General features: G+C 42.1%; 10 protein-coding genes. 1 reads left to right on the forward strand and 9 read right to left on the reverse strand.

All coding sequences use genetic code 11. The features are described 5' to 3' along the window. Positions 1–11 precede the first annotated feature (11 nt). The 5 genes from R2Q80_RS16160 to R2Q80_RS16180 all read right to left on the reverse strand — a co-directional run bounded on the left by R2Q80_RS16160 (position 12) and on the right by R2Q80_RS16180 (position 10,769). Positions 12–3,209: a SusC/RagA family TonB-linked outer membrane protein gene (locus tag R2Q80_RS16160; RefSeq protein ID WP_316800589.1), complete on the reverse strand. Its 3,198-nt coding sequence runs from the start codon at positions 3,207–3,209 to the stop codon at positions 12–14. Between the two features lie 881 nt (positions 3,210–4,090). Then, positions 4,091–5,032, reverse strand: coding sequence for a hypothetical protein (locus R2Q80_RS16165; protein WP_316800590.1), 942 nt, complete (start codon positions 5,030–5,032; stop codon positions 4,091–4,093). Positions 5,033–5,060: 28 nt separating this feature from the next. After that, entirely contained in the window at positions 5,061–6,896 is a 1,836-nt protein-coding gene (locus tag R2Q80_RS16170) for a RagB/SusD family nutrient uptake outer membrane protein (RefSeq protein WP_316800591.1), read from the reverse strand. A 26-nt stretch (positions 6,897–6,922) separates the two neighbouring features. Next, on the reverse strand, positions 6,923–10,060 hold the full coding sequence (locus R2Q80_RS16175; protein ID WP_316800592.1) for a TonB-dependent receptor: 3,138 nt from the start codon (positions 10,058–10,060) through the stop codon (positions 6,923–6,925). Between the two features lie 37 nt (positions 10,061–10,097). Beyond that, complete coding sequence (locus tag R2Q80_RS16180) at positions 10,098–10,769, reverse strand: DUF3826 domain-containing protein (protein WP_316800593.1); 672 nt, start codon at positions 10,767–10,769, stop codon at positions 10,098–10,100. A gap of 333 nt (positions 10,770–11,102) precedes the next feature. On the opposite strand from R2Q80_RS16180, the gene R2Q80_RS16185 reads away from it, so the two are divergent. Continuing rightward, entirely contained in the window at positions 11,103–11,972 is an 870-nt protein-coding gene (locus tag R2Q80_RS16185; RefSeq protein WP_316800594.1) for an AraC family transcriptional regulator, read from the forward strand. A 65-nt stretch (positions 11,973–12,037) separates the two neighbouring features. Here the strand turns inward: R2Q80_RS16185 and R2Q80_RS16190 are convergent, their stop codons facing one another. The 4 genes from R2Q80_RS16190 to R2Q80_RS16205 all read right to left on the reverse strand — a co-directional run bounded on the left by R2Q80_RS16190 (position 12,038) and on the right by R2Q80_RS16205 (position 20,997). Beyond that, the gene (locus tag R2Q80_RS16190; RefSeq protein WP_316800595.1) at positions 12,038–12,970 is read right to left on the reverse strand and encodes a dihydrodipicolinate synthase family protein; all 933 of its coding nucleotides are present in this window, start codon (positions 12,968–12,970) and stop codon (positions 12,038–12,040) included. Between the two features lie 58 nt (positions 12,971–13,028). Continuing rightward, positions 13,029–14,585, reverse strand: a complete 1,557-nt coding sequence (locus R2Q80_RS16195; RefSeq protein ID WP_316800596.1) for a sodium:solute symporter — start codon at positions 14,583–14,585, stop codon at positions 13,029–13,031. A 98-nt stretch (positions 14,586–14,683) separates the two neighbouring features. Continuing rightward, positions 14,684–18,178: a malectin domain-containing carbohydrate-binding protein gene (locus R2Q80_RS16200; RefSeq protein ID WP_316800597.1), complete on the reverse strand. Its 3,495-nt coding sequence runs from the start codon at positions 18,176–18,178 to the stop codon at positions 14,684–14,686. Continuing rightward, the gene (locus R2Q80_RS16205; RefSeq protein WP_316800598.1) at positions 18,178–20,997 is read right to left on the reverse strand and encodes a glycosyl hydrolase family 95 catalytic domain-containing protein; all 2,820 of its coding nucleotides are present in this window, start codon (positions 20,995–20,997) and stop codon (positions 18,178–18,180) included. Before R2Q80_RS16205 ends, R2Q80_RS16200 begins: the two co-directional genes overlap by 1 nt.

Below are 20,997 nucleotides of genomic sequence, written 5' to 3' on the forward strand. Positions count from 1 at the left end.
AACTAACCTGATTAAAAGGTTAAGTTAACACCAAGTGAATATGTCATTAAATTCGGGTAAGCATCCCATGCACCATCAGGTCCTTTGTAACTATATGGGTTATACAGATTAGCAGGATTAAGCGCAGATAAAAATACCCTTGCGTTATTGATTTTAACTTTTTCCAGCATTGATTTCGGAAAGGTGTAGCTAATATTAAAACTTGGTATCCGCAATCTGAATGCACTCACTTTATAAAAATTTGATGTCGGAGTTAAGTTAATATCGGCGAAATTTGGATTTGGCATCACTCCCTCAGGGTTGATAACCGGATCATATATATTTCCCCAGATACTTGGTAAACTGGTGAAATTTCTCGCAATAGATACGTTTAGTGCTTTTCTTTCATCAATTTCAGACCAACCTCCGAAAGAGCCCGCTAATACGGCATCAACACTTATACCTTTGTAACCTGCTTTTAATGTGATACCGAATCCATAGTGATTTGTTGCCTTATGTGACAACTGAATCTGATCGTTTGCGTCAATAATTCCGTCCGGTCCGGCAAAAGTTCCGTCTGACTGCAACTGACCTCTAACATCACGATAATACAATGTACCGGGTTTCAGTTGTGATACAGGTACACCAAAAACCTGTGTTATTTTATACTGATTGATATAGTTGGCTACATCTTCCGGTGTTTTGAACATTCCCATATAATCGTATCCCCATTTTCCATTATCTGAAGATTGATTAACCTGCGCTAACCACGGCTTTAATGCATCATTGGCATTGAAGTTACCCACTTTCACTTTATCATCGTTCCAGCCAAAACGTGCACTTACACCATAATTAAAGTCAGATCCAATTTTATCATCCCAGGAGATACCAAGTTCGTAACCAAAATAATCAGCTGCTCCAAAGTTTACGGATGCTACAGTACCCCCAACAGTTACCGGGATGCTCGCTGTAGGCTCGATCAAAATATTTCTGGCCAAATTATAGTAACCCTCCACGTTCAGTGATAATCGGTTGGCAAGGAATTTAGCATCTATACCAACATTATTTTTATATTCTGTACTCCAGGTTGCGTCTCTGTTTGGGGCAGCTTCCATTTTAAAACCAGTGGTAGCTGCACTATTCCCTCCGAATACACCACCTTTACCATCCTGAAATGTGTAACGCTGTCTCCACAACCAGGCTTTGGTCTGATCGTTTCCAAGAACTCCGAAAGCATATCTCAGCTTTAGGTAATTAACTGCGGGTACTTTAAAGAAACTCTCCTCTGAAATTACCCAACCAACAGATCCCGAATAAAACTTGCCCCAATAATTTTCAGGTGCAAATTTCGTTGAAGCATCTGTTCTGAATAAAAACTCCGCAAGATATTTATTGGCGTAAGCATAATTTGCTCTACCTACATAAGATAGTGTCCCAGCCTCGTTTGCACTTGTAGAACCATCGATTGCCCCCGTTGCCGAGTTGAATTGACCATTAGTAGCTGCAATCGGACTGGCTTTATATACAACCTGCTGCGAGTTTTCAGATTCTGATTTCTCCACAGTAAACAATCCACTTACTGAATGCTTTCCAAAATCACGTGCATAATTTAGAACAAAATTGGTTTGTTCGCTTTTTTGGTTTGTATTCGAGTAATACAAGCGATCGCCATTGGTAACCCTTAATGAACTGGCTACTGTTGCACCCTCATAAATGTGTTTATTTGTCCCTAATCTGTTAAATTCATATAATGTATAAGATGTCCCTATCTGGTCGCCCACTGAGTTACCTGTATTTCTTGCATAAGCGAACCTGGCTTTTAGCCCTTTAATGAATGGAGCTTCATATTCTGCATAAGCATTTACGGTAAACAGATTAGATTTGGTTGTAGCCAGGTTATTTAACCTATTGATTTCGTTGAAATGATATCTTGATAAGTCATTTGTAGTACCAGGAAGTTTTACCGGTAAACCATTGATATAATCAGGAACATATCTAGGAGCTAAGAGCAGGTTTTTATAATCATCCTCAACCCCTTCGCCTGAAACTTTATTAAAGGTTTTTACCAAATCACCACTGTTACCCGAAACCTGTAAACCAACCTTCAAGTTAGAGGCGACGGTAACGTCTGTACCGGCTCTAAAATTCCATCTGCTGAAATCTAGTGTTGCTAAATTACCTGTTTGTTTGTTGTATGATGCATTAGCAAAATAGGTTGCACGGTCAGCACCACCGCTCACACTTAAGGTGTGACGAACATCGTATGCGGATTTCCAGGCATCTTCCAGGCGATCATAATCGATAGTCTTGAAATGCTCCAGTTCATCGTCTGTGAAAAAATTATCTACTCCAGGAATCTTCGCCCCCCCATTCGGACCATTCATAATGTTGAAGTATTGGCCAAACTGGTATGCGCTCATCATTTTGGTACGGTAAGCCTCGTCATTAATAGCGTAAGAACCACTGTATGAAATTCTAGGTTTACCCGTTTTTCCACGTTTAGTTGTTACTAACACTACCCCATTTCCGCCTCTTGTACCATAGATAGCCGCAGACGCATCTTTCAAAAATGACATGCTCTCAATCTCTGAGGCATCAAGGTTCCCAAAATTCGTGGCATCCGGTTTACCTTGACCATCAATCTGAATCACACCATCTATTACGTATAAAGGATCTGTACTTCCTCCATCTTTAGAGAAAATCGTATTTGGATTTCTTATTGTAATTTTCGCGGGTGTACCTGGACGTGCAACACCTCCACTAACGCCAACACCCAGTAGCCTGCCACTTAAAGCGGCGGCTACGTTAGTACCAGGCAGGTCTTCAATTTCTGAAGCTTTAATATCGACAACAGATCCTGTTAAGGTTGTGCGTTTTTGTACGCCGTACCCCACCACTACTACGTCTTCCAGGTTCTTATTTTCTGAAACCAGCTTAACAGTTATCGCATCTTTTGATCCCACTGTAACCTGTTGTCTTACATACCCTATATAAGAAAACACCAGGACATCAGCATCACTTCTTACCTGAATGGTAAACACACCGTCGCTATTCGTACTTACATTACTAGGAATACCTTTAAGGCTAACATTCACCCCTGGGATGCCCTGACCATCAGACTGGTCTACCACCTTACCCGTTACCTTTCGTACCTGGGCAAATAGAGCTGAACTTGCACATAGTAATAGCAGCAAGAACAATGAAAATTTGCGTAAAAATTTTAAGTTCATATTTATTATTTGGTTAGTTCTCGATGTAAACAGCTAAAGAGCAAGAAGCCAGTCACATTGATTTAAAATTTGATTTTATTTTTTTTCCTATAGAAACAGATAACCAGATCAGCTGATAGTTACTAAATGATTATTGAAAATTACAATGATTTACACACCAAACAGATTCTGCGGAACGGCTCATTTATTTTTTGATTACGGTTTTTTATATTTTGGTTAGATTGTTTTTTAAACAATTCTAGTCTCAATGATACAACTCAACAATTTGTATTAACGAAACAATGATCCAAGGTACAAATAAATTCATATATAAATACAATATTTAAATAAAAAATTTATTTTTTTATTTGTCACCCTAATTTCCTGAAATTTAGGTCATTTTTACCAAGCCTCAAAACCTAACAGTCTTATTTTGAACGATGAAATACATTGAGATCGCTGGTCTCGTTTGTGTAGATGATACGTACATTTGTTACGATACTGTTGAGTAGCATTGCACTTGGATTATACTAAACTCTGGAAAAAGTAGTAGAAAAGTTCAGGTAAACATCGGGCATTCTTTTACTGCCAGCCGATGACCAGGAGAACATTACCCGAACTTTTCCAGAAGTTTTCTGCATATTGTCTGGGAGGATTCCCGATACCATCCGCACTCGTTGCCGAACAATTCCGCAAGGTTTCCCGAAGCCCGGCAGGAGGTTTCCCGAACACTTCCCGAAGAGCTCCCGAACAACTGTCTTATTTTTGTCTTATTGTCTTGTCCTTATATAGCTATACAAAATCAAAAACTGAATTCTATTTCTGTTATTTCCACTTTGAAAAAGCAAAAAAAAAGAGGCCCCAAAATGGTGACCTCCCTCCTAACTAACAATTAAACTTATTTAATTTTGCACCTTTATATCAACATTTAAAAATATGCCTCGGGTTGAGTTGTTGCTCGAAATAGAGTTAACATAAAATGCCCCATACTTTCCTTCGGGCGTTAGAAAGTAAAACAAACTGCCGGCACCAAGTCCCGTTGTGATTGATTTAATGGTAGGTTTTGCGCTTTTACCTGCGGTAATAATCTGAGCACCTGTCCTTAATGCTGTAAAGGCTGAAGCCTGGCCTGTTTTGGGTGCAGCAACTAAAGTCGCCCTCTTATTTGTCCATGAGCTCATGTCGTAGGCACCAAAGGGCATCGGATTGGCATCAAGAGCATATACATTATACAAATATCCTGTAATAGCACCGCCGGTTCCTATCACTGGCGCCCTGTATAAGCCCAAATCTATCTTACCGGTATTATCTTTTCCATTGTTGTACGTATATAACTGACCATCAGTTAGTGATATATAGGAATTTGAATTTTTACCTACGGAGTCGGGAATAAAGAATTCCCTTGATGCCCAATATTTATAATCAGGTAAAACATTAAGGGTGATAGTCTTATATCCGTCTCCCAGGTAAATCCCTCCTTTATCAAGTGCCCAAACCCGGTAAGAAATTTTTCCTACACGTGTGTCCATCTTGATTTTAAAAATTCCCGAAGCTTTTCTTCTTTGCGAATCATCAAGAGTGATCTTAGTCGGTATTGCAGAGGAGGTTTCAAAAATACACGCCGCATACATATCGGTTTTAGCAGACTCAATATTATATTCTATATATACACTGTCTCCAACGTTTACATCTTTATAGTCAGTTACCGCATACTTGCTGTTGGCAGTGTAAGTGACCGTAACATCAGAAAACATGTTAAATATGTTTTCTGTTTCTTTTTTACACGCTGAAAAAAGAAGCGCAGTCATAAAAAACAGACCGAGGTATTTTATATTTTTTTTCATTTTGACTTTATTAAAGTTAACAACCAGACTACAAAGGATCGAATGTGCCCCCATCCCATCCAATGGTTTGATCCAGAAGCGGGCTTGAATTCATAAATGTTGAGGGCAAGGCATAAAAGTAGTAGGTATCCAACACAGCAAATCCAGTGGCACCCTGATTTACATTTGATGTGGAAAAATATTTATCAAATGTGGTTCTGTCATTGATGTTAATCCCTTCCCGAAAACGTATTCCGTTGGTACCTACAGTTTCCAGCTCTGTTTTAAGGGCAGTGGTTTTAACAGTCCATTGAATCGTTTGCATGTTACCTGATAACAAGTGATACTGACGCATTCTGCGTAAATCAAATGACCGTTTTCCTTCAAAGCAAAATTCAACCATTCGTTCATTAGTGATCAACGAACGCATTTGCTCTTTTGTGGTAGCCAGGTCCAGTCCATAATTTTTAGTACCGGCTTGAATACCAGCTCTTATTCTGATTAATTTTACTAAATCCTTTGCCTCCTGCAGGTTTCCAACTTCATTTGCACATTCAGCGTAATTCATGATGACTTCCGCAAAACGAAGTTCTACCCAATCCAAACCATTACCGCCGTAGTCATTTGCATAAGCTACAGATCCCTTTGCAAGATCCGGATCACAGAATTTTTTAAGGTAAAAACCCTGCGGTGAAGCTTCTGTAATGCCGCCGGTATAACACCACTGCCTCCTGGTTGCTGAACCACTTAGTTTCCAACTACTGCCGTTATACGCTATAGTGGCATCTAACCGTGGATCTCGGTTAACCCAAAACAAAACCGGGTCATATGTAAAAGAACTTCCCTGACCTATCGGCACACCATCTTTCATTGTATAGGCATTTACCAACTGAAGGGTTGGATTAAATGCCGAAGCATTTCCACCCTCTTCCGTTGGGCGGCTTTTTTGTTCCACATTTTGGCCCCGCTTAGCCAATTTTGCAGAATAAGAACGCACAATGATCGCTTCCGGGTTAGAAGTACCCTCTTTTAAAAAGATGTCTGAATAATTTGGCATTAAGGAAGCTCCGGCAGTTTTGCAAATTTCATAGGCTTCTTTATTGGCATCATAAGCCTTTTGCCATCTCGACTGGTCGAACGGGTGTGCAGAAATTGTAGTCGGGTTAAATTGTGGGCTTGCCCAATAAAGCAAAGCCCTTGCTTTTAGTGCCGCTGCAGCCTGACGGGTAAATTTACCTCGTTCGGTTGCATCTGCCCAGGTTACGCCCGTGAGCAGCTTCATCGCTGAATCCAAATCGCTTACTATTGCCTGAAAGCAAACTGATGCTTTTGCTCTCCCTGACAAGGTAATATTGTCAGGATCCTGGGCAGTTAAGACTAAGGGTACACCGCCATAAAGCCTTACCAGTTGAAAGTATGTTAGTGCCCTTAAAGCAAAAAATTGTCCTCTTAATTTATCTTTTGAGGTTTGCGATAAGGTCCCCTTCGGTATTTCTGCAATAGCCGTATTACAACGGGCAATATCAAAGTACCTGTTGTCGCCCTTATTTCCCTGATATTTTGTTGCAATGTATTTCACATCATTAGAGGTTAGCGTACCGTTTACTCCAATCGCTTTACGCATAATGGATTCTGAAGAGGAATATTTATCTTCATCGCTGGCATAAATGACATTATCAGCGGTTATTTCATAGGGATAGTCTGGCATGGCCACGTCATAGGTATCATTCAATAAAAATTGTATTGACCCTTCATTATCCCATATCCTCGAATCCATACCGTTACGGTCTTTCAAATCGAAAAAATCTTTTTTACAGGAAGATATTAATATGGTGAGCACCGACATAATACCAATGGCGAATGCATATTTAATTTTAAAATTCATTTTGGCTTGATTTACGTTAACAAACATTAAAGACTTACATTTAGTCCAACTGAAATGGTTCTCAGTGTTGGATAATCATAAATGGTTGATGAATAGGGATCTTTGTAGTCTAGCGGATTTACGATTGTCCAAAGGTTATTGCCGGCTACAACCAAACGCGAATCGCTTAGTCCAAGTCTGCTGGTTAATGATTTAGGCATTTTATAGGTCAGTGTCATATTATTAATCCTAATCATGGTTCCGCTTCTTGCCCAAAAGGTAGAATTCCAGCCAGCAGCGATTGAAGGATCATCATAACGGGGAAATGCTGCATTCGGATTTTCAGGGGTCCAGTGGTCTTTCCAATAGGCCGGAACGTTTACCGTATTGCTGGCAGGTGCTTTGGATTTTGCATCGAAGAAAACCTTACCTCCGAAACGGGTTACAAAGTTCGTTGCTAAACTGAATGATTTATAATTTAAACCAACATTAAATCCAACTCCAAAACCATTGGTTTTTTTAAACATAAGGGTCTGATCTTTCTCCGTTATCTTACCATCACCGTTGGTGTCCTCGTAGTACAACCAACCAACCTGTGGAACTGAACCATTAATGGTGTAAGTAGGATTCTTATTTAAAAAGGCGTCTACTTCAGCCTGACTTCTGAACATTCCTTTGGATATCAGGCCATAATTAGATGAATTGTATACATTCGGGTTGGTACCAAACTGATATTTCAAATCAGGGTAGGTGATATCCCATAACTGAAACTGATTGTAGAACATCCGATCAATCCGGCTATTGCCAAATCCGAACATTACGTCGGTAGATATGCTCCAGTCTTTTGCAAACCGGGTTTTGTAGCCGATGGAAATTTCATGACCCCACGCTGTTCTCTGTTGATAGTTTACTATAGGAGCTTCGAAACCAGCGTACATCGGGAAGTTCTCATTATTTCCTTTATCGAACATATCATAAGAGTATCGGTGGTAAAATTCATAGGTAATATTCAGTTTGTTATTAAATAAAGAGGCATCCAATCCGAGATTCATTGTTCTGGCTTTCTCCCAGGTGATATCCGGATTAGGCAAGATGGACGGGTTTAAGCCTCCGTATAAAGTTTCATTGTACGAATATCCATTAGGATCGACTTTATATCTGGATTGCCACAAACGTGCATCCACACGGCTCTCCCCTACCAAACCATAATTAGCCCTAACCTTCAGGTTATTTACCACTTTCACATTCTCTTTGAAGAAGTTTTCCTGACTGATTACCCAGCCTATGCCTAAGCTCGGGAATAATCCCCATCTGTTTCCAGGAGCAAAATTAGAAGAGGCATCCCATCTGGCAATTGCCTCAAGTAAGTATTTTTTATCATAATCGTAATTAAAACGACTAACGTATGAACGCTGTACAGATTCTCCGAAGGTATTCTCCTGCATGGTAAAGGTAGATTGGTCGAATCCCCAATACTGATCTATATTTGGCAGGACCTGATTTCTCCAGTACACTGTTAATGATTCACTGTTACCTTCAGATTGATCAAATGCAGCCATTGCAGATACAGAATGTTTACCAAAAGTGCGGCTGTAATTTAATGACCCAATAGCCTGATAGCTTGATTCGGTAGTTGTTCCTTTTAATAATAAGGTGTTGGCAACCCCAACTGCTGTAACGGAACCAATGGACTCATTGGTGTATAACAATCCGTTTTGCCCTGTCATTCTAAAATTATACACGGTGTATGGTGGCACATATTGTCCGCTGGTTCCGCCGCGGTTATTTTTACCGAACCTTACACTCGCTGTTAAGCCTTTAATGAAAGTGGGACTGTAGTTAATGGCTGCATTGATATTTAAACCCTGCGATTTGGTAAAAATGTTATTCCCTGAATTAATAACTGCCAACGGGTTAGTTGTACCATTATAATTTACCGGCTTACCATCAATTTGTATGGGCACCCACATGGGAGTGGTAATTAGCTGCTGAAAAAAAGCCTGATCATTCTCACCTCCATTTTTATAAGTATCGCTGTTTTTTTTATTGAAATCAAAATTCAGTGTTACATCTGCAGTTAAACCAGGTAATATCTTTGCGTTCATACCCGAACGAAAAGCGTATTTATTATAGGTAATACCGCCATAATTACCGGTTTCATTGTAATAATTTCCACCTGCAAAAAAGGTAATTGCTTCTGATCCGCCTGACACATTAATATTATGCCGGTTTGTGGTAGCAGTTTGCCACAATTCATCGAACCAGCTTTTATTGGGATTGTTTTTCAGCAATTCCAGATCTGCATCAGAAAATAAAGAAGATGTCGCCGCATTTTTGATCTTGTTCGCATCATTAAGTAATGTTGCATGTTCGTAAGCACTCAATATTTTAACATCACTCGTATTATCCTGTATGCCAACATATCCAGTGTAACTGATTTTGGGTTTGCCAGTCTTTCCCCGTTTCGTAGTAATTAACACAACGCCCTTTGCGCCTGAAGCGCCGTAGATAGCCGCAGAAGCATCCTTGAGGAAAGAAATATCTTCAACCATCGACACGTCGATATTGTCAAATTCATCTCTGGAAACGGTAATACCATCAATTACATACAATGGCTCGGATGTAACACCATATAATTGTGATTGTTCAGAAGCAGTGGAGTTACGGATATTCAAAGTAATGGATGAGCCTGGCTTCCCTGAAACAGTATTTACACCAACGCCCTGAATTTTGTTCCTCAAAGCAGCTGCGATATTTGGAACTGGTAAATCCTGTATTTCTTCTGCTTTTATGTTGGCTACTGAGCCTAAAATTTCAGATTTCTTTTTTACACCATACCCCACTACAATAACGGCATCATCATCCAGATTCTGTGAATCTTCGGCAAGGTTAACCTGCAAAGTAACTTTACCATCCAATGGCACCACTTGTCTGACATAGCCAATATAAGAGAAAACCAATGCATCAGTGGCCGGATCTGCGTATAAGGCGAATTCACCTTTATCATTAGTACCAACGTTGTTGGTTTTACCTCTAATGCCAACGCTTACCCCAGGGATGGGCTGCCCGTCTTTCTTGTCTACTACCTTGCCTCTGATCTGTTTCTGCTGTGCAAAAGCGAAAGTTGAGGCAAAAAGCAGCACCAACAGAGCCCGGGAGGCTCTGCTCAAAATTTTAATTCTCATAATAGTTTATTTGGTTAGTTACTGTTTTTTCTGGTTTTTAGTTTGCTTCAGCCGCCTTCGCCTTCCGCCTCTTCTCCCACTCTACGCCCTCTTTTTTCAGATCATAGCCCGCAGCTGATAAATAGTTGTTGATCCGTCCTTTATACTTACCGAACCAGGCATGCTTTTTATCCGACGATTCTGCATCCATTGCCCGCTCGCGTGCCTCGTGAAGCCAGGTAAAAATCTGTTTTTTCTGATCTTCAGTTAAAGTCAGAATTTCTTCCTGATAGGCTTTATAAGTATTGGGCATCACATTATAGGTCATACCGTTTTTCACCCCTTCAACCTGCTCAGTAGTTAATTGAGCAGAAAGTTTGCTAATATACTTTTTGTGGAGTTTTGCCAGCTCGGCATCAGTAATACGGGCTTGTTTACCCAGGGCCGAATCGCGCTCAACCTTATTATCTTTCTGCTGATCCTTAATGGCTGCAACTTTGGCATCGCGCGCGCTGTAAATATCATTGAGGTTACTGTACTGATCTCTGATTACATTTCTCACCTTCTCTGCTTTTCCGGCATCTTTAACACCAAGATTGGCTACTATTTTATCAGCACGCTCAGTAATTACCTTTTGATAAGCAGCCTTATCTTCAACCGCGTTGTTCTGGGCAAAACTTACAGCTATACTGGAGAAGGTTAACAACAATGCTAAAAAAGATACTCTCATAATTTGAATTTTATTGTGAATTGAATTTTGGTTAAATTAACGTTATTGCAAATGGCAAAAACGGCTATCCGAAACTAGTAAAATTTCTTTGTGTTTTATGCTCTATTATTTCATTAATAAACAAAAAATTTATATAAAAATAATTTGCCGGTTTATATTTTGGTTAGGGCCTAGCGGCCTTTCTACAAAACTCAACAATCCACAGTCGTTTTTAATGATAGTTTTTATCTAATTAATATAGGATATTACCATAATACGTTTTAACTTTAAGGCGTCAACCTGTTGCTTTTGAGCATAGAAGAACCGCTAACCAGATATTTTTAAACCTAACGCATGAAACCTCATTTTCACAAAGTACCCATTACCCTGCAAAGTTCATTCAGCATCCGCCACGATATTAAGCCCGACTTCGGAAACATCTGGCATTACCATCCCGAACTGGAACTACATTACGTAATTAAAGGGGAAGGCGTACGGTTTATCGGCGACAACATCAGCAACTTTGAACCAGATGAAATGATTCTTCTTGGAGAAAACCTGCCGCATACCTGGAGATGTAAGGAAGAGTATTTTCAGAACAATCCGGATTTAAATACTGAAGCAATGGTGATTCATTTTTTGCCCGACTGTTTAGGCAAATATATTCTTACCCTTCCCGAAGCTTACCTCATTCCAAAATTATTTGAAAAAGCAAAAAGCGGTATGGTGATTAAAGGTAAGGCAAAAGATAAGCTGGTTGACCTGATGCGTATGGCTGTTGATGCAACCAATCTCGACAGGATCATTATTTTGCTGTCCATCATTAAGACGCTCGCAGAAACCGACGAGTATGATAGCATAGTAAGCGGAAAAAATACATTTTATCAGTCCAATGAATCGGAAACCGTAAGGATCAATAAGATTTGTAATTATACGCTGAGTAACTATAAAAAAGACATCACGCTTGAAGAAGTGGCTTCACTAAGCAACCTGAGTGTTACCTCCTTCTGCCGCTATTTTAAACTCATGACTAAAAAAACCTTTTACGATTTCCTGATCGAAATCAGGGTAAGTCATGCCTGCAGACTATTGGTGGAGAACAAGTTGCCAACAGAAGTGATCTGTTTCGATTGCGGTTTCAATAACGTATCTAATTTTTACAGGCATTTTAAGAAAGTAACCGGCATGACGCCGCTGGATTATAAAAGGAAGTATCTCAATTAAGATGTTCTCCCATGTCTTAGGTGGTTCAAAAGTTAATACATTCCGTGGCCGCTTTGTTTCCGTTACTATACGAAAACCTCAATATTAAGATCGCTCCTGAGCGCGGCATAATCCGCATACAATTGGTCTACATTTTTGATTGTTGCCGGTGTTAGCTTCCCCACATTCCTGCGGGTGAAGGTACCGATATTTAAACCCCTTTTCTGAAGGAAGTATTTTGAAACTAAAGGATAAACCTCATGCATCACCTCCATATTTTTGATCAGAAACTGCTGCACAACTTGCACTTCATGCTGCAATTCCGCACCGTTATAGTGGTCGCATAGCCACACGATTAACTCGGGGAAGTAATTTCCCTGGATACAGGATAAACCAGATGCGCCTGCTTTTAAAGATTGAACTGCGTGCCCCATATAGGCATCATAAAGCCCAAAAGCATGTCCTTTAGTTAAAGTGAGCTTTTGCCTGATCTGATCCAGATCGAGACAGGTGTCTTTATGGTAAATCACTCTTCCGCTGGCTACATATTCAGCCAGTTGTGATGGTTTTAACACCCTTTTGTAAGGTACCGGGCATTCATAAAAGCCAAGGGGAATCTCACCCGTCTGATTCAGCAAATCAGAGACCCGTTCATCCAGCACTTCATCAGCTTCATTTTCAGCTGCCAGCAGACTGGTGATGATGATTACAGCTTCCACACCTGCGTCGTTCACCTTTTTTACAAACTCAGCCTGTCGCGAAATTGCGCCACCAAAAGTACCCGTAGCAACCACCGGAACAGCGCCATCAACAGTTTTAACCACGTGCTTAATGGCCTCTAACCTCTCCTTCTCATTCAATTCAAACATCTCACTCGAGAGACAATTTGCAAACAGACCCGAAGCACCCGCCTGCAGATAAATTTCTGTCAATTGAGTAAGTGCAGGATAATCAATGTTGCCATTGCTTAAAAAAGGCGTGAGCATAACCGGGATGAACCCCTTTTGTGAGTTTTCCATTGTAATCTGGTGTTAACTATTGTTTTATTTTATTACCCGGCTTTTGCAGTTGCCCGGGTCAGGTGTTAAGCTTTTTAACTTTCGTAAGGGAAACGCCAACCAGAAATATGGTTAGTGTTCCCACCACAATAATCATATTCTGATGTAGCGGATTTCTAAATGCCTCATATTCCTCAGGTAACAGTGAAGAAAAAGTCATCCAGATAATTACCAGTATCCCTATCAAGGTGGCAATAATTGCTTCATGGTTTTTGCTTTGTTTACTTACAATCCCAAGCAGAAATAAGCCGAGCATACCCGCAGCAAAAATCCCCGATAGCTGCCACCACATGTCCAATATACTTTTCACACCAATCATCGCAATTCCAGCTAACATGCCCAGTAAACCAAATCCAATTGTGGCCACGTGCAACATCGACAGGTTTTGTTTCTCAGTGATATCCTTTTTAAAATAGCGTTTATAGATATCAACCGAAAATACAGTCGCCGAAGCATTCATGCCCGAGCTGATGGTACTCATGGCTGCCGATAAAATGGCGGATACAATTAAGCCGACCAAGCCGACCGGAATTTTCGTTACCATAAAGTCCGGCATAATTTTATCGCCGTAATCTGCAGGCTGCAAGGCCTGCTGAACCCTTAAAATCTCCTCTGCCGAAGCGTGTAAAGGCAAACGTTCTACCGCTACCTGATGTTTGATAGACTGTACCAGATCAGGGTTAACCTCATAATAAGCAAACAGGCAAGATCCTATAATAAAAAACAACAGCGAAGCGGGAATATATAACCATACACATAACCACACCGACCGGGACGCAGCTTTAGCTGAAGAGGCCGTGTGATAACGCTGAATATAGTTCTGATCCATCCCAAAGTTATTCAGGTTAATGAAAAATCCATACAGCAGGACCACCCAAAAGGATGAGCTGGTGAAGTCCATTTTAAAGCTGCCCAGACTAAATTTATTGGCCGATTTCCCGATCTCAATTATCCTGGCTACCCCCCCGTCCATGTTGCGAAAAATCAGGTAGAGAATGAGCAAAGCACCCAGTGTTTTAACAACTGCCTGAACCACTTCTGTCCAGATCACTGCTTCTATTCCCCCCAAAACGGTATAGAAGATAATGCAAATGCCCATTACAATCATAATCAACTGCATGGAATAACCTGTTAGGGCCTGCAGACTCAGGGCAATTCCAAAAAATATAGAACCCATCCTGGCCAGTTGCGTGAGCAAGAAACAAATTACGGCATATACCCTTGCCCATGCGCCAAAGCGCTTTTCCAGATGGGTGTAGGCAGATATCTCTCCACTGCGGCGGTAAAAAGGCACGAAATATTTCGATGCCACCCATGCGGCCAGCGGCATAGAGATACTAAATACAAATGCATTCCAGTTGCTCCCGAATGCTTTTCCGGGAACCCCTAAAAAAGTGTTGCTGCTTAGAAACGTAGCATAAATGGATAAACCTATTGCCCATCCGGGAATGAGGCCCGAGGCTTTTGTAAATTGCTCGGTATTTTTATTTTTTCGCGAAAAATAAACACCAACTAATATCATCCCAACAAGGTAAATGAAGATAATCGCCAGATCGAATACAGGAAGACCTCTCATTAATTGTTGGCTCGTTTATTAATTTGGTTAAAACAAATATGCATGGCTAAATATCAGCATTCATATAAGATTTTCGCTACATCTTATACCATATTATCTTATTGAACATCTAAAGCATCAATGGTCAGTGCATTAGCATCTACCGCAACCACACTCAGCTTATAGCTTCCGGCGTTAATCATGCTGCCGGTATCGCTATTCAGGTAGTTCCACTTGCCCTCTTTAGTGGCAGCAAATTCCAGCGGTTCAGTTTTCATTACTGTCCCGTCGGCAGATGAAAATATGAGTTTAGCTTTTAAAGGTTTATCGGAAGGATTATGATACTTGATCGTTAACGAATAGGTATCTGCTACCCCAACCTGAATGCTCCATTCCAGAATACCGCCACTTGCTGATTTAAAAGTTACACGAGGTTTGCCCATCAGTTCAGCTCTAACAATACTGGTTCCCCTTAATACCGCATCGGTTGCTTTGTAAGAAGTGACCGTTTTTAAATCATAGGCAGGTGCAAGCTCACTTGGCGGAACAATTACCACATTGGCAAAATCTCCCTGTAAATCTAACCCATCACCTTTGTTAAATCGCTTTCGATATACGTTGAAGTGATCCCCAACACTATTTACAACCTGCGTTTTAGTATCTTCATAAAGCTTCATGCTTGCAGAACCAGGGCTGCTCAGTACAAATACATCTGCCTCCCGGTTCATTTTGAATTTAACTTGTCTTTTTGAAGCGGCAGACTTAAAATGAATCCACTCTGCGCCATATAAGTTTGGCGGAAGTTGGTTGAAAGTTGCCCTGTTACCGGCATACTGCTGATCGCCGACATCCATCCAGCTTTCTAACTGATATTCGTTACTTGCACCGGGTTCAATAATCTGATTACGTTGATCGGCCACTTTAACCTTCTGATCTGTTGTAGCGATGGCAATGGCCGAAATCAGTGCCTGCCCCACTTTAACCTGAGGAAAAGAAACCACCAGCTGCCTGCCTTTCACGAATGCCCTGACGGTTTTTTTTAGCACTTTGTTTGTTCCTGCTTCCTTCCAGATATCAAGGTCCTTTAATACCACCCGATTATTGATGGCTACATCAAACAGCCTCATTTTTTCGGCATCCATGCCGCCACCAATACCCAGCCAGGGCTCAATGAAATATAGCTCTACCAGATACTCCCCATCGGCGGGTACAGGAAAACTGAACTTTAACTGATCTCTGCCATACCTGAACGACTGAAATAGCTTCCAGTCTGAACTACCCTGAATCGGCGAGAATGTTCTTCGCTGACTGGCAAAAAAAGCCGGTACACCCGGGAAGGCATCTGTCCACGAACCTGAGCCATACTTTTTTCCATCAGTGCTTAATTGCTGATCTGCCAGCCATACGTTTCCGGACGCATCCTGATAAGCGGGTCCGCCACAATTTAGCCGGTACAGGTATTGATATCCCTTCTGCGGTGCTAAAACCGTAGTCTTTTCCAACAGACGGCTAAAGCCGGGCGATGAAGGCAGGTCATTCAAAACGATCTGATCTTTCGCAACAGCCTTCCCATCTACATATCCCACAGCATACAGTACATTATATTTAATTTCTGGTTTATCCCATTGGAAATGAGTGCCCACAACTCCACGCGTTTTCCTGCCTAACGACTGACCGTTCACGTCATTGAAAAGCTCTACCTCATCGCAGTTTGAATACACAACAATACTATCCTTAATGCCGGGCTTAGTCCAACGGTTTGGCCAGGTATGCGAGACGATATACACCATCGGCTCCGTCTTCTTCGACGCATAATTCGCCCTGAACATATAAAATACGTCTGTCGGTTCCTCCCAGGGAGTGTACATCCCTTTGTAATTTACCGGTCCAACCCGGTCGAGGTCTCTCAACCCCTCGCCTCCCTGTACCCTTCCCGGGTTATCGTGCGAGCTGTATAGCCAAAAAAAGTGACCAGCAGTTTTATCTTTAACCGTTTCAGCCAGGCGGACTTTGGTTTCCATCAGGTCGGTCATCTTGTTTTCTGTATAGCCTTTACCATTGGCATCTGTATCATGGAGGTCTATGGTTCTCCAGGCGCCATATTCACCCACCAGCACTTGCCGCTGCAGGTCTTCACCATAGCTTAGCGGATTCCCACCATAAGTACCCGTCCAGTTTTGCGGAACATCCCAGTCTGTACCCTTACCGCCATTACAGGTGGTTACCTTGCGTTGCGATGAAGCTGTTGGATCGAGTTTTCTGATCAGATCGGTGCATTCCTTTGCAAAGGCCTCGGGCAGGGTACTTTCATTTTCCAGTCCCCATAAAACCACTGCCGGGCTGTTCCTGCGTTCCTTTACCCAGTCGGTTAACAATGCTTTGAAGTTACTCCTGAACGCAGGGGTATCGTACCAGATATGCGCAGCCATTTGTGTCCAGCACAAAATCCCTTCCTGATCCCAGTATGCTGAATAAAGCAGATTATGGGGCTGATGGGCATCGCGAAAGGCATTGAAGCCGGCCGCTTTGATCTGCCTTACCCTCGATGAAATCTGCTCGTTTGAAAAAGCATGGCTCTGCCCTATTAAATGCTCATATTCGGCAATACCATTAATAAACACCGGCTTTCCGTTTAACAAAAATACTTTCTGTGAGGCCTTATCGCCAATGGGCCAGCTGATCCAGCGGATACCATAGGGCGTTTTCACTTCATCAAGTAGTTTTCCATTTTCTACAAGCGTGGTTTGTACGGAATATAGATACGGATTTTCCAGAGACCACAGCTGAGGGTCAACGATTTTACCGGTTTGCTGACTTAACTCGGTTTCCCTGCCAGCAGGAATTGTAAGCGTATTTTTTAAGGATTTCACCACCTTTCCGCCTGCATCAAGGAGTTGAGTCGAAACGGTGATTGATCTCGACTGGCTACTGTAATTTTTGATGGTTGTCGCGAGGTTTAGAACAGCCGCTTTTTCTGAGATCTGGTCATCATTCCAGACATGAACGCCAAAAGGCTGAATTCTGACATCATTCGTGGTAATTAAATGAACCGGGCGGAAAATACCCATGGGTTGCGAGCCTTCAGAGAATCCGCGTTCCGTAGAACATCCACCATCTACCCAGGGTAAATCCTGAATGTTGGCAGGATGATCAGCACGAACAGCCAGAATATTTTCCTGATTGTTTTGTTTGATGACTCCTGTAACATCAAGTGTAAAAGTGGTTCGCCCACCTGCGTGATAGCCGATCATTTTTCCATTCAGCCATATGGTAGCATATGAACCTACGCCCTCAAAATAGAGGAATTGTCTTTTCCCCACTCCTGACTCCCTGCTTTTGAACGTTTTACGATACCAGGCATAACCATGTTTATTGCCATGAAGCTTGCGCTGATAGCCTTCATACTGATCCCAATTGTGGGGAACATTTACCGTCTTCCAGTTTACCGGATTATACTGCTGTGCTTCGAAACCATCGTATGCCCGGATGTTTTGCTCATCAGCAATGGTTAGCCAATCTGCGTTTAAAGAAATATCTTTCCTGGTCTGGGCATTTAACCCGGTCACTGAGAACAACAGGAAAAAAATCAGTAATGCTTTTGTATTCTTCATCATTATTTAAGCCTCAAATCCCCGTTCAGTTGATATCTCTCACCAGCTTTTGTATTAAATTCAATCTTCTTATCCTGATACTTCACTACACACATTCCTCCCGCAGTCGATTTCACTACCAGTGAAGTCAGCCGCCCTTTATCCCAGTTCAATTCCAGTTCGAAACCACCGCGGGCGCGTAAACCACTAATCTTTCCGTCCGGGATATCTGTTGGCAAGGCAGCCAAAATATCCAGGTAGCCCTGGTGACTCTGCACCAGCATTTCCGCTATTCCCGCTGCGCCGCCAAAATTTCCGTCAATCTGAAATGGCGGGTGGGCGTCGAAAAGGTTTACATACGAACCTGCACCGCTATTAGCAGGCTTCAGGAGCATTTTAATTAGCTTCATGGCATGGTCACCTTCTTTAAAGCGTGCCCAGAAATTAATCTTCCAGGCCAGGCTCCAGCCCGTAGCCTCATCCCCTCTGTAAATGAGTGATTTTCTGGCGGCATTCATCAGCATTGTGTCCTGATCCCAGGTAATGTCATTTCCCGGAAACACGCCCCATAAATGGGAAACGTGGCGGTGTTTGCTGGCCGTATCATCTTTATCTTCGAGCCACTCCTGCAATTGTCCGTATTTCCCAATCTGATTGGGTGCGATTTGTTTTACTTTGTCTTCCAGTTCTGCTCTGAAAGCGTCATCGACATTTAATAAACGCGAAGCATCTATACAATTTTTAAACAGCGAACGGATAATTTGATGATCCATCGTTGGTCCGGCTACCAGCCCACCATTCTCCGGAGAATTAGACGGCGTACTGATCAGCCAGCCAGTCTTTGGATCCTTAACCAGAAAATCCTGAAAAAACAATGCAGCCTCTTTCATCAACGGATAGGCCTCATTTCTTAGAAAACGTTCATCTCTGGCAAACAGGTAATGCTCCCATAAGTGCTCGCTCAACCAGCCGGCGCCGGTTACCCAAATCCCATGGTTGGATGCATTAATCGGCGCGGTGCCATTCCATAGGTCAGTATTGTGATGTAATACCCAACCCCGGGCATTATAATAGTCTTTTGCAGTTTTAGCACCATTTTTAGCCAGGCCTTTTATTTTCTGAAACAGCGGCTCGTTTAAATCAGTAAGATTCAGATTTTCGGCCGGCCAGTAATTCATCTCCAGATTGATATTGGTAGTGTACTTGCTTCCCCAGGGCGGACTCAATAAATCATTCCAAATACCCTGAAGGTTGGCAGGTTGCGTACCCGGGCGGGAGCTGGAAATCAGCAAATAGCGTCCATACTGCATATACAAAGCCGCAAATGCCGGATCGCTGGAATTTGCGAACCTGATCAAACGTTCATCAGTAGGGAGTTTCTCATTTGCCGACGGGCCAAAATCTACTTTAAAACGATTATAGTAAGACTGGTATTCGCGAATATGGTTTTGCTTAAGCGTTTCGTAGCTTTTCCCCTTTAAAGATTTTAATGCCATAATGCTGGCTTGTTCCGGCTTACCCGAAACATCATCCGCATTGATAAAGTTGGTTCCTGCGGTTAAAAACAAAGTGGCCTCATCAGCCTTGCTGATCATGATTTTATTGCCCACAACCTTTACATTGCCATTCCTGGTAATAATCATCAGACGGCTTTCGCCCTTCAACGCACCGTCTTTTACCTGTACCTTCAGTGCGATAGTATGCTGATCGAGCATCCTGACCGAAGATTGCGGATGAACGCTGGAAAATGAGGCTTCAAAGCTTACAGATCTTTTGGTATCGGAGGTCAAATGAACCACTATTGCCTGGTTAGGCTGACTGGCGAAATAGCTCCTTTCGAAATGAACGTCATTTACGGTATAGGAGGTTTTGGAAATGGCCGTCGTTAAATCAAGTGAACGCTTGTAGTTCGAAACAGCTGCTTTGCCATGATGGAAGTTTAAATCTAAATCACCAAAAGGTTGATAGCTGGCCTGATATTGCGGTGTTGCGGGTGGGCTTGCATTTTGAATTTTATACTTCCAGGTTTTAACCAGGGAGATTCCCTGACCGACATTGCTTCCTGCAGGATAAATCCCGATAGGTTTGGTGGTATCTTTATAACCACCTATGCCACCACGATCAGCGTAATTGAATACCTGAATGGCTATTGTATTTATTCCGGCCTTGATCAGCTTTGCCGGAACTGTATATTTTCGTGCATCCGGTTTATCCGTATGGCCAACCAGTTCTCCGTTAACATAGGTGAAATCCTCGTCGAAGATTTTGTTTAAATCTAAGGTCAGCTCTTTACCTACCCAGCTTTCTGGCACATCGATGCTCGTGCGAAACCACAATGCCCCATCCAGGTTTAGTAAGCCCACAGTTTCCCAGCCCTCATAACTCGGAACGGCCAACTCTTTCCAGTTTTGATCATCAAAACCGGGAAGTGCAGGATTGCCCTGAATGCCTTTTCCAGCTTTCATTTCCTCTACCCAGGCAGCCTTATTGCCTGCTTCACTTTCCACCCCCATAAACTCCGCCTGCGCCAAAGTCTCGGCCTCTTTCTGCTTTCCTTCCGCTAAAAGCTTCCTGATTTCAGCAAGATATCGCGAAGCACCTTTCTTATTGTAATTGCGGGGCTTACCCGTCCATAATGTTTCTTCATTAAACTGAACATGATCGTGGTTTACACCCCCGAAAATCATTGCCCCTAAGCGCCCGTTTCCGATAGGAAGGGCGTCAGTCCATTTTTCTGCAGGTTTATTGTACCACAGTAACTGATTCCTATCCTGGGCATTCGCCTGAAAAGTGAGCCACAGGCTGCAAATTACCAAAACATATTTCCGTATTGCAAACCTCAT

This window comes from Pedobacter frigidisoli (assembly GCF_032678525.1).
GTDB lineage: Bacteria > Bacteroidota > Bacteroidia > Sphingobacteriales > Sphingobacteriaceae > Pedobacter > Pedobacter frigidisoli_A.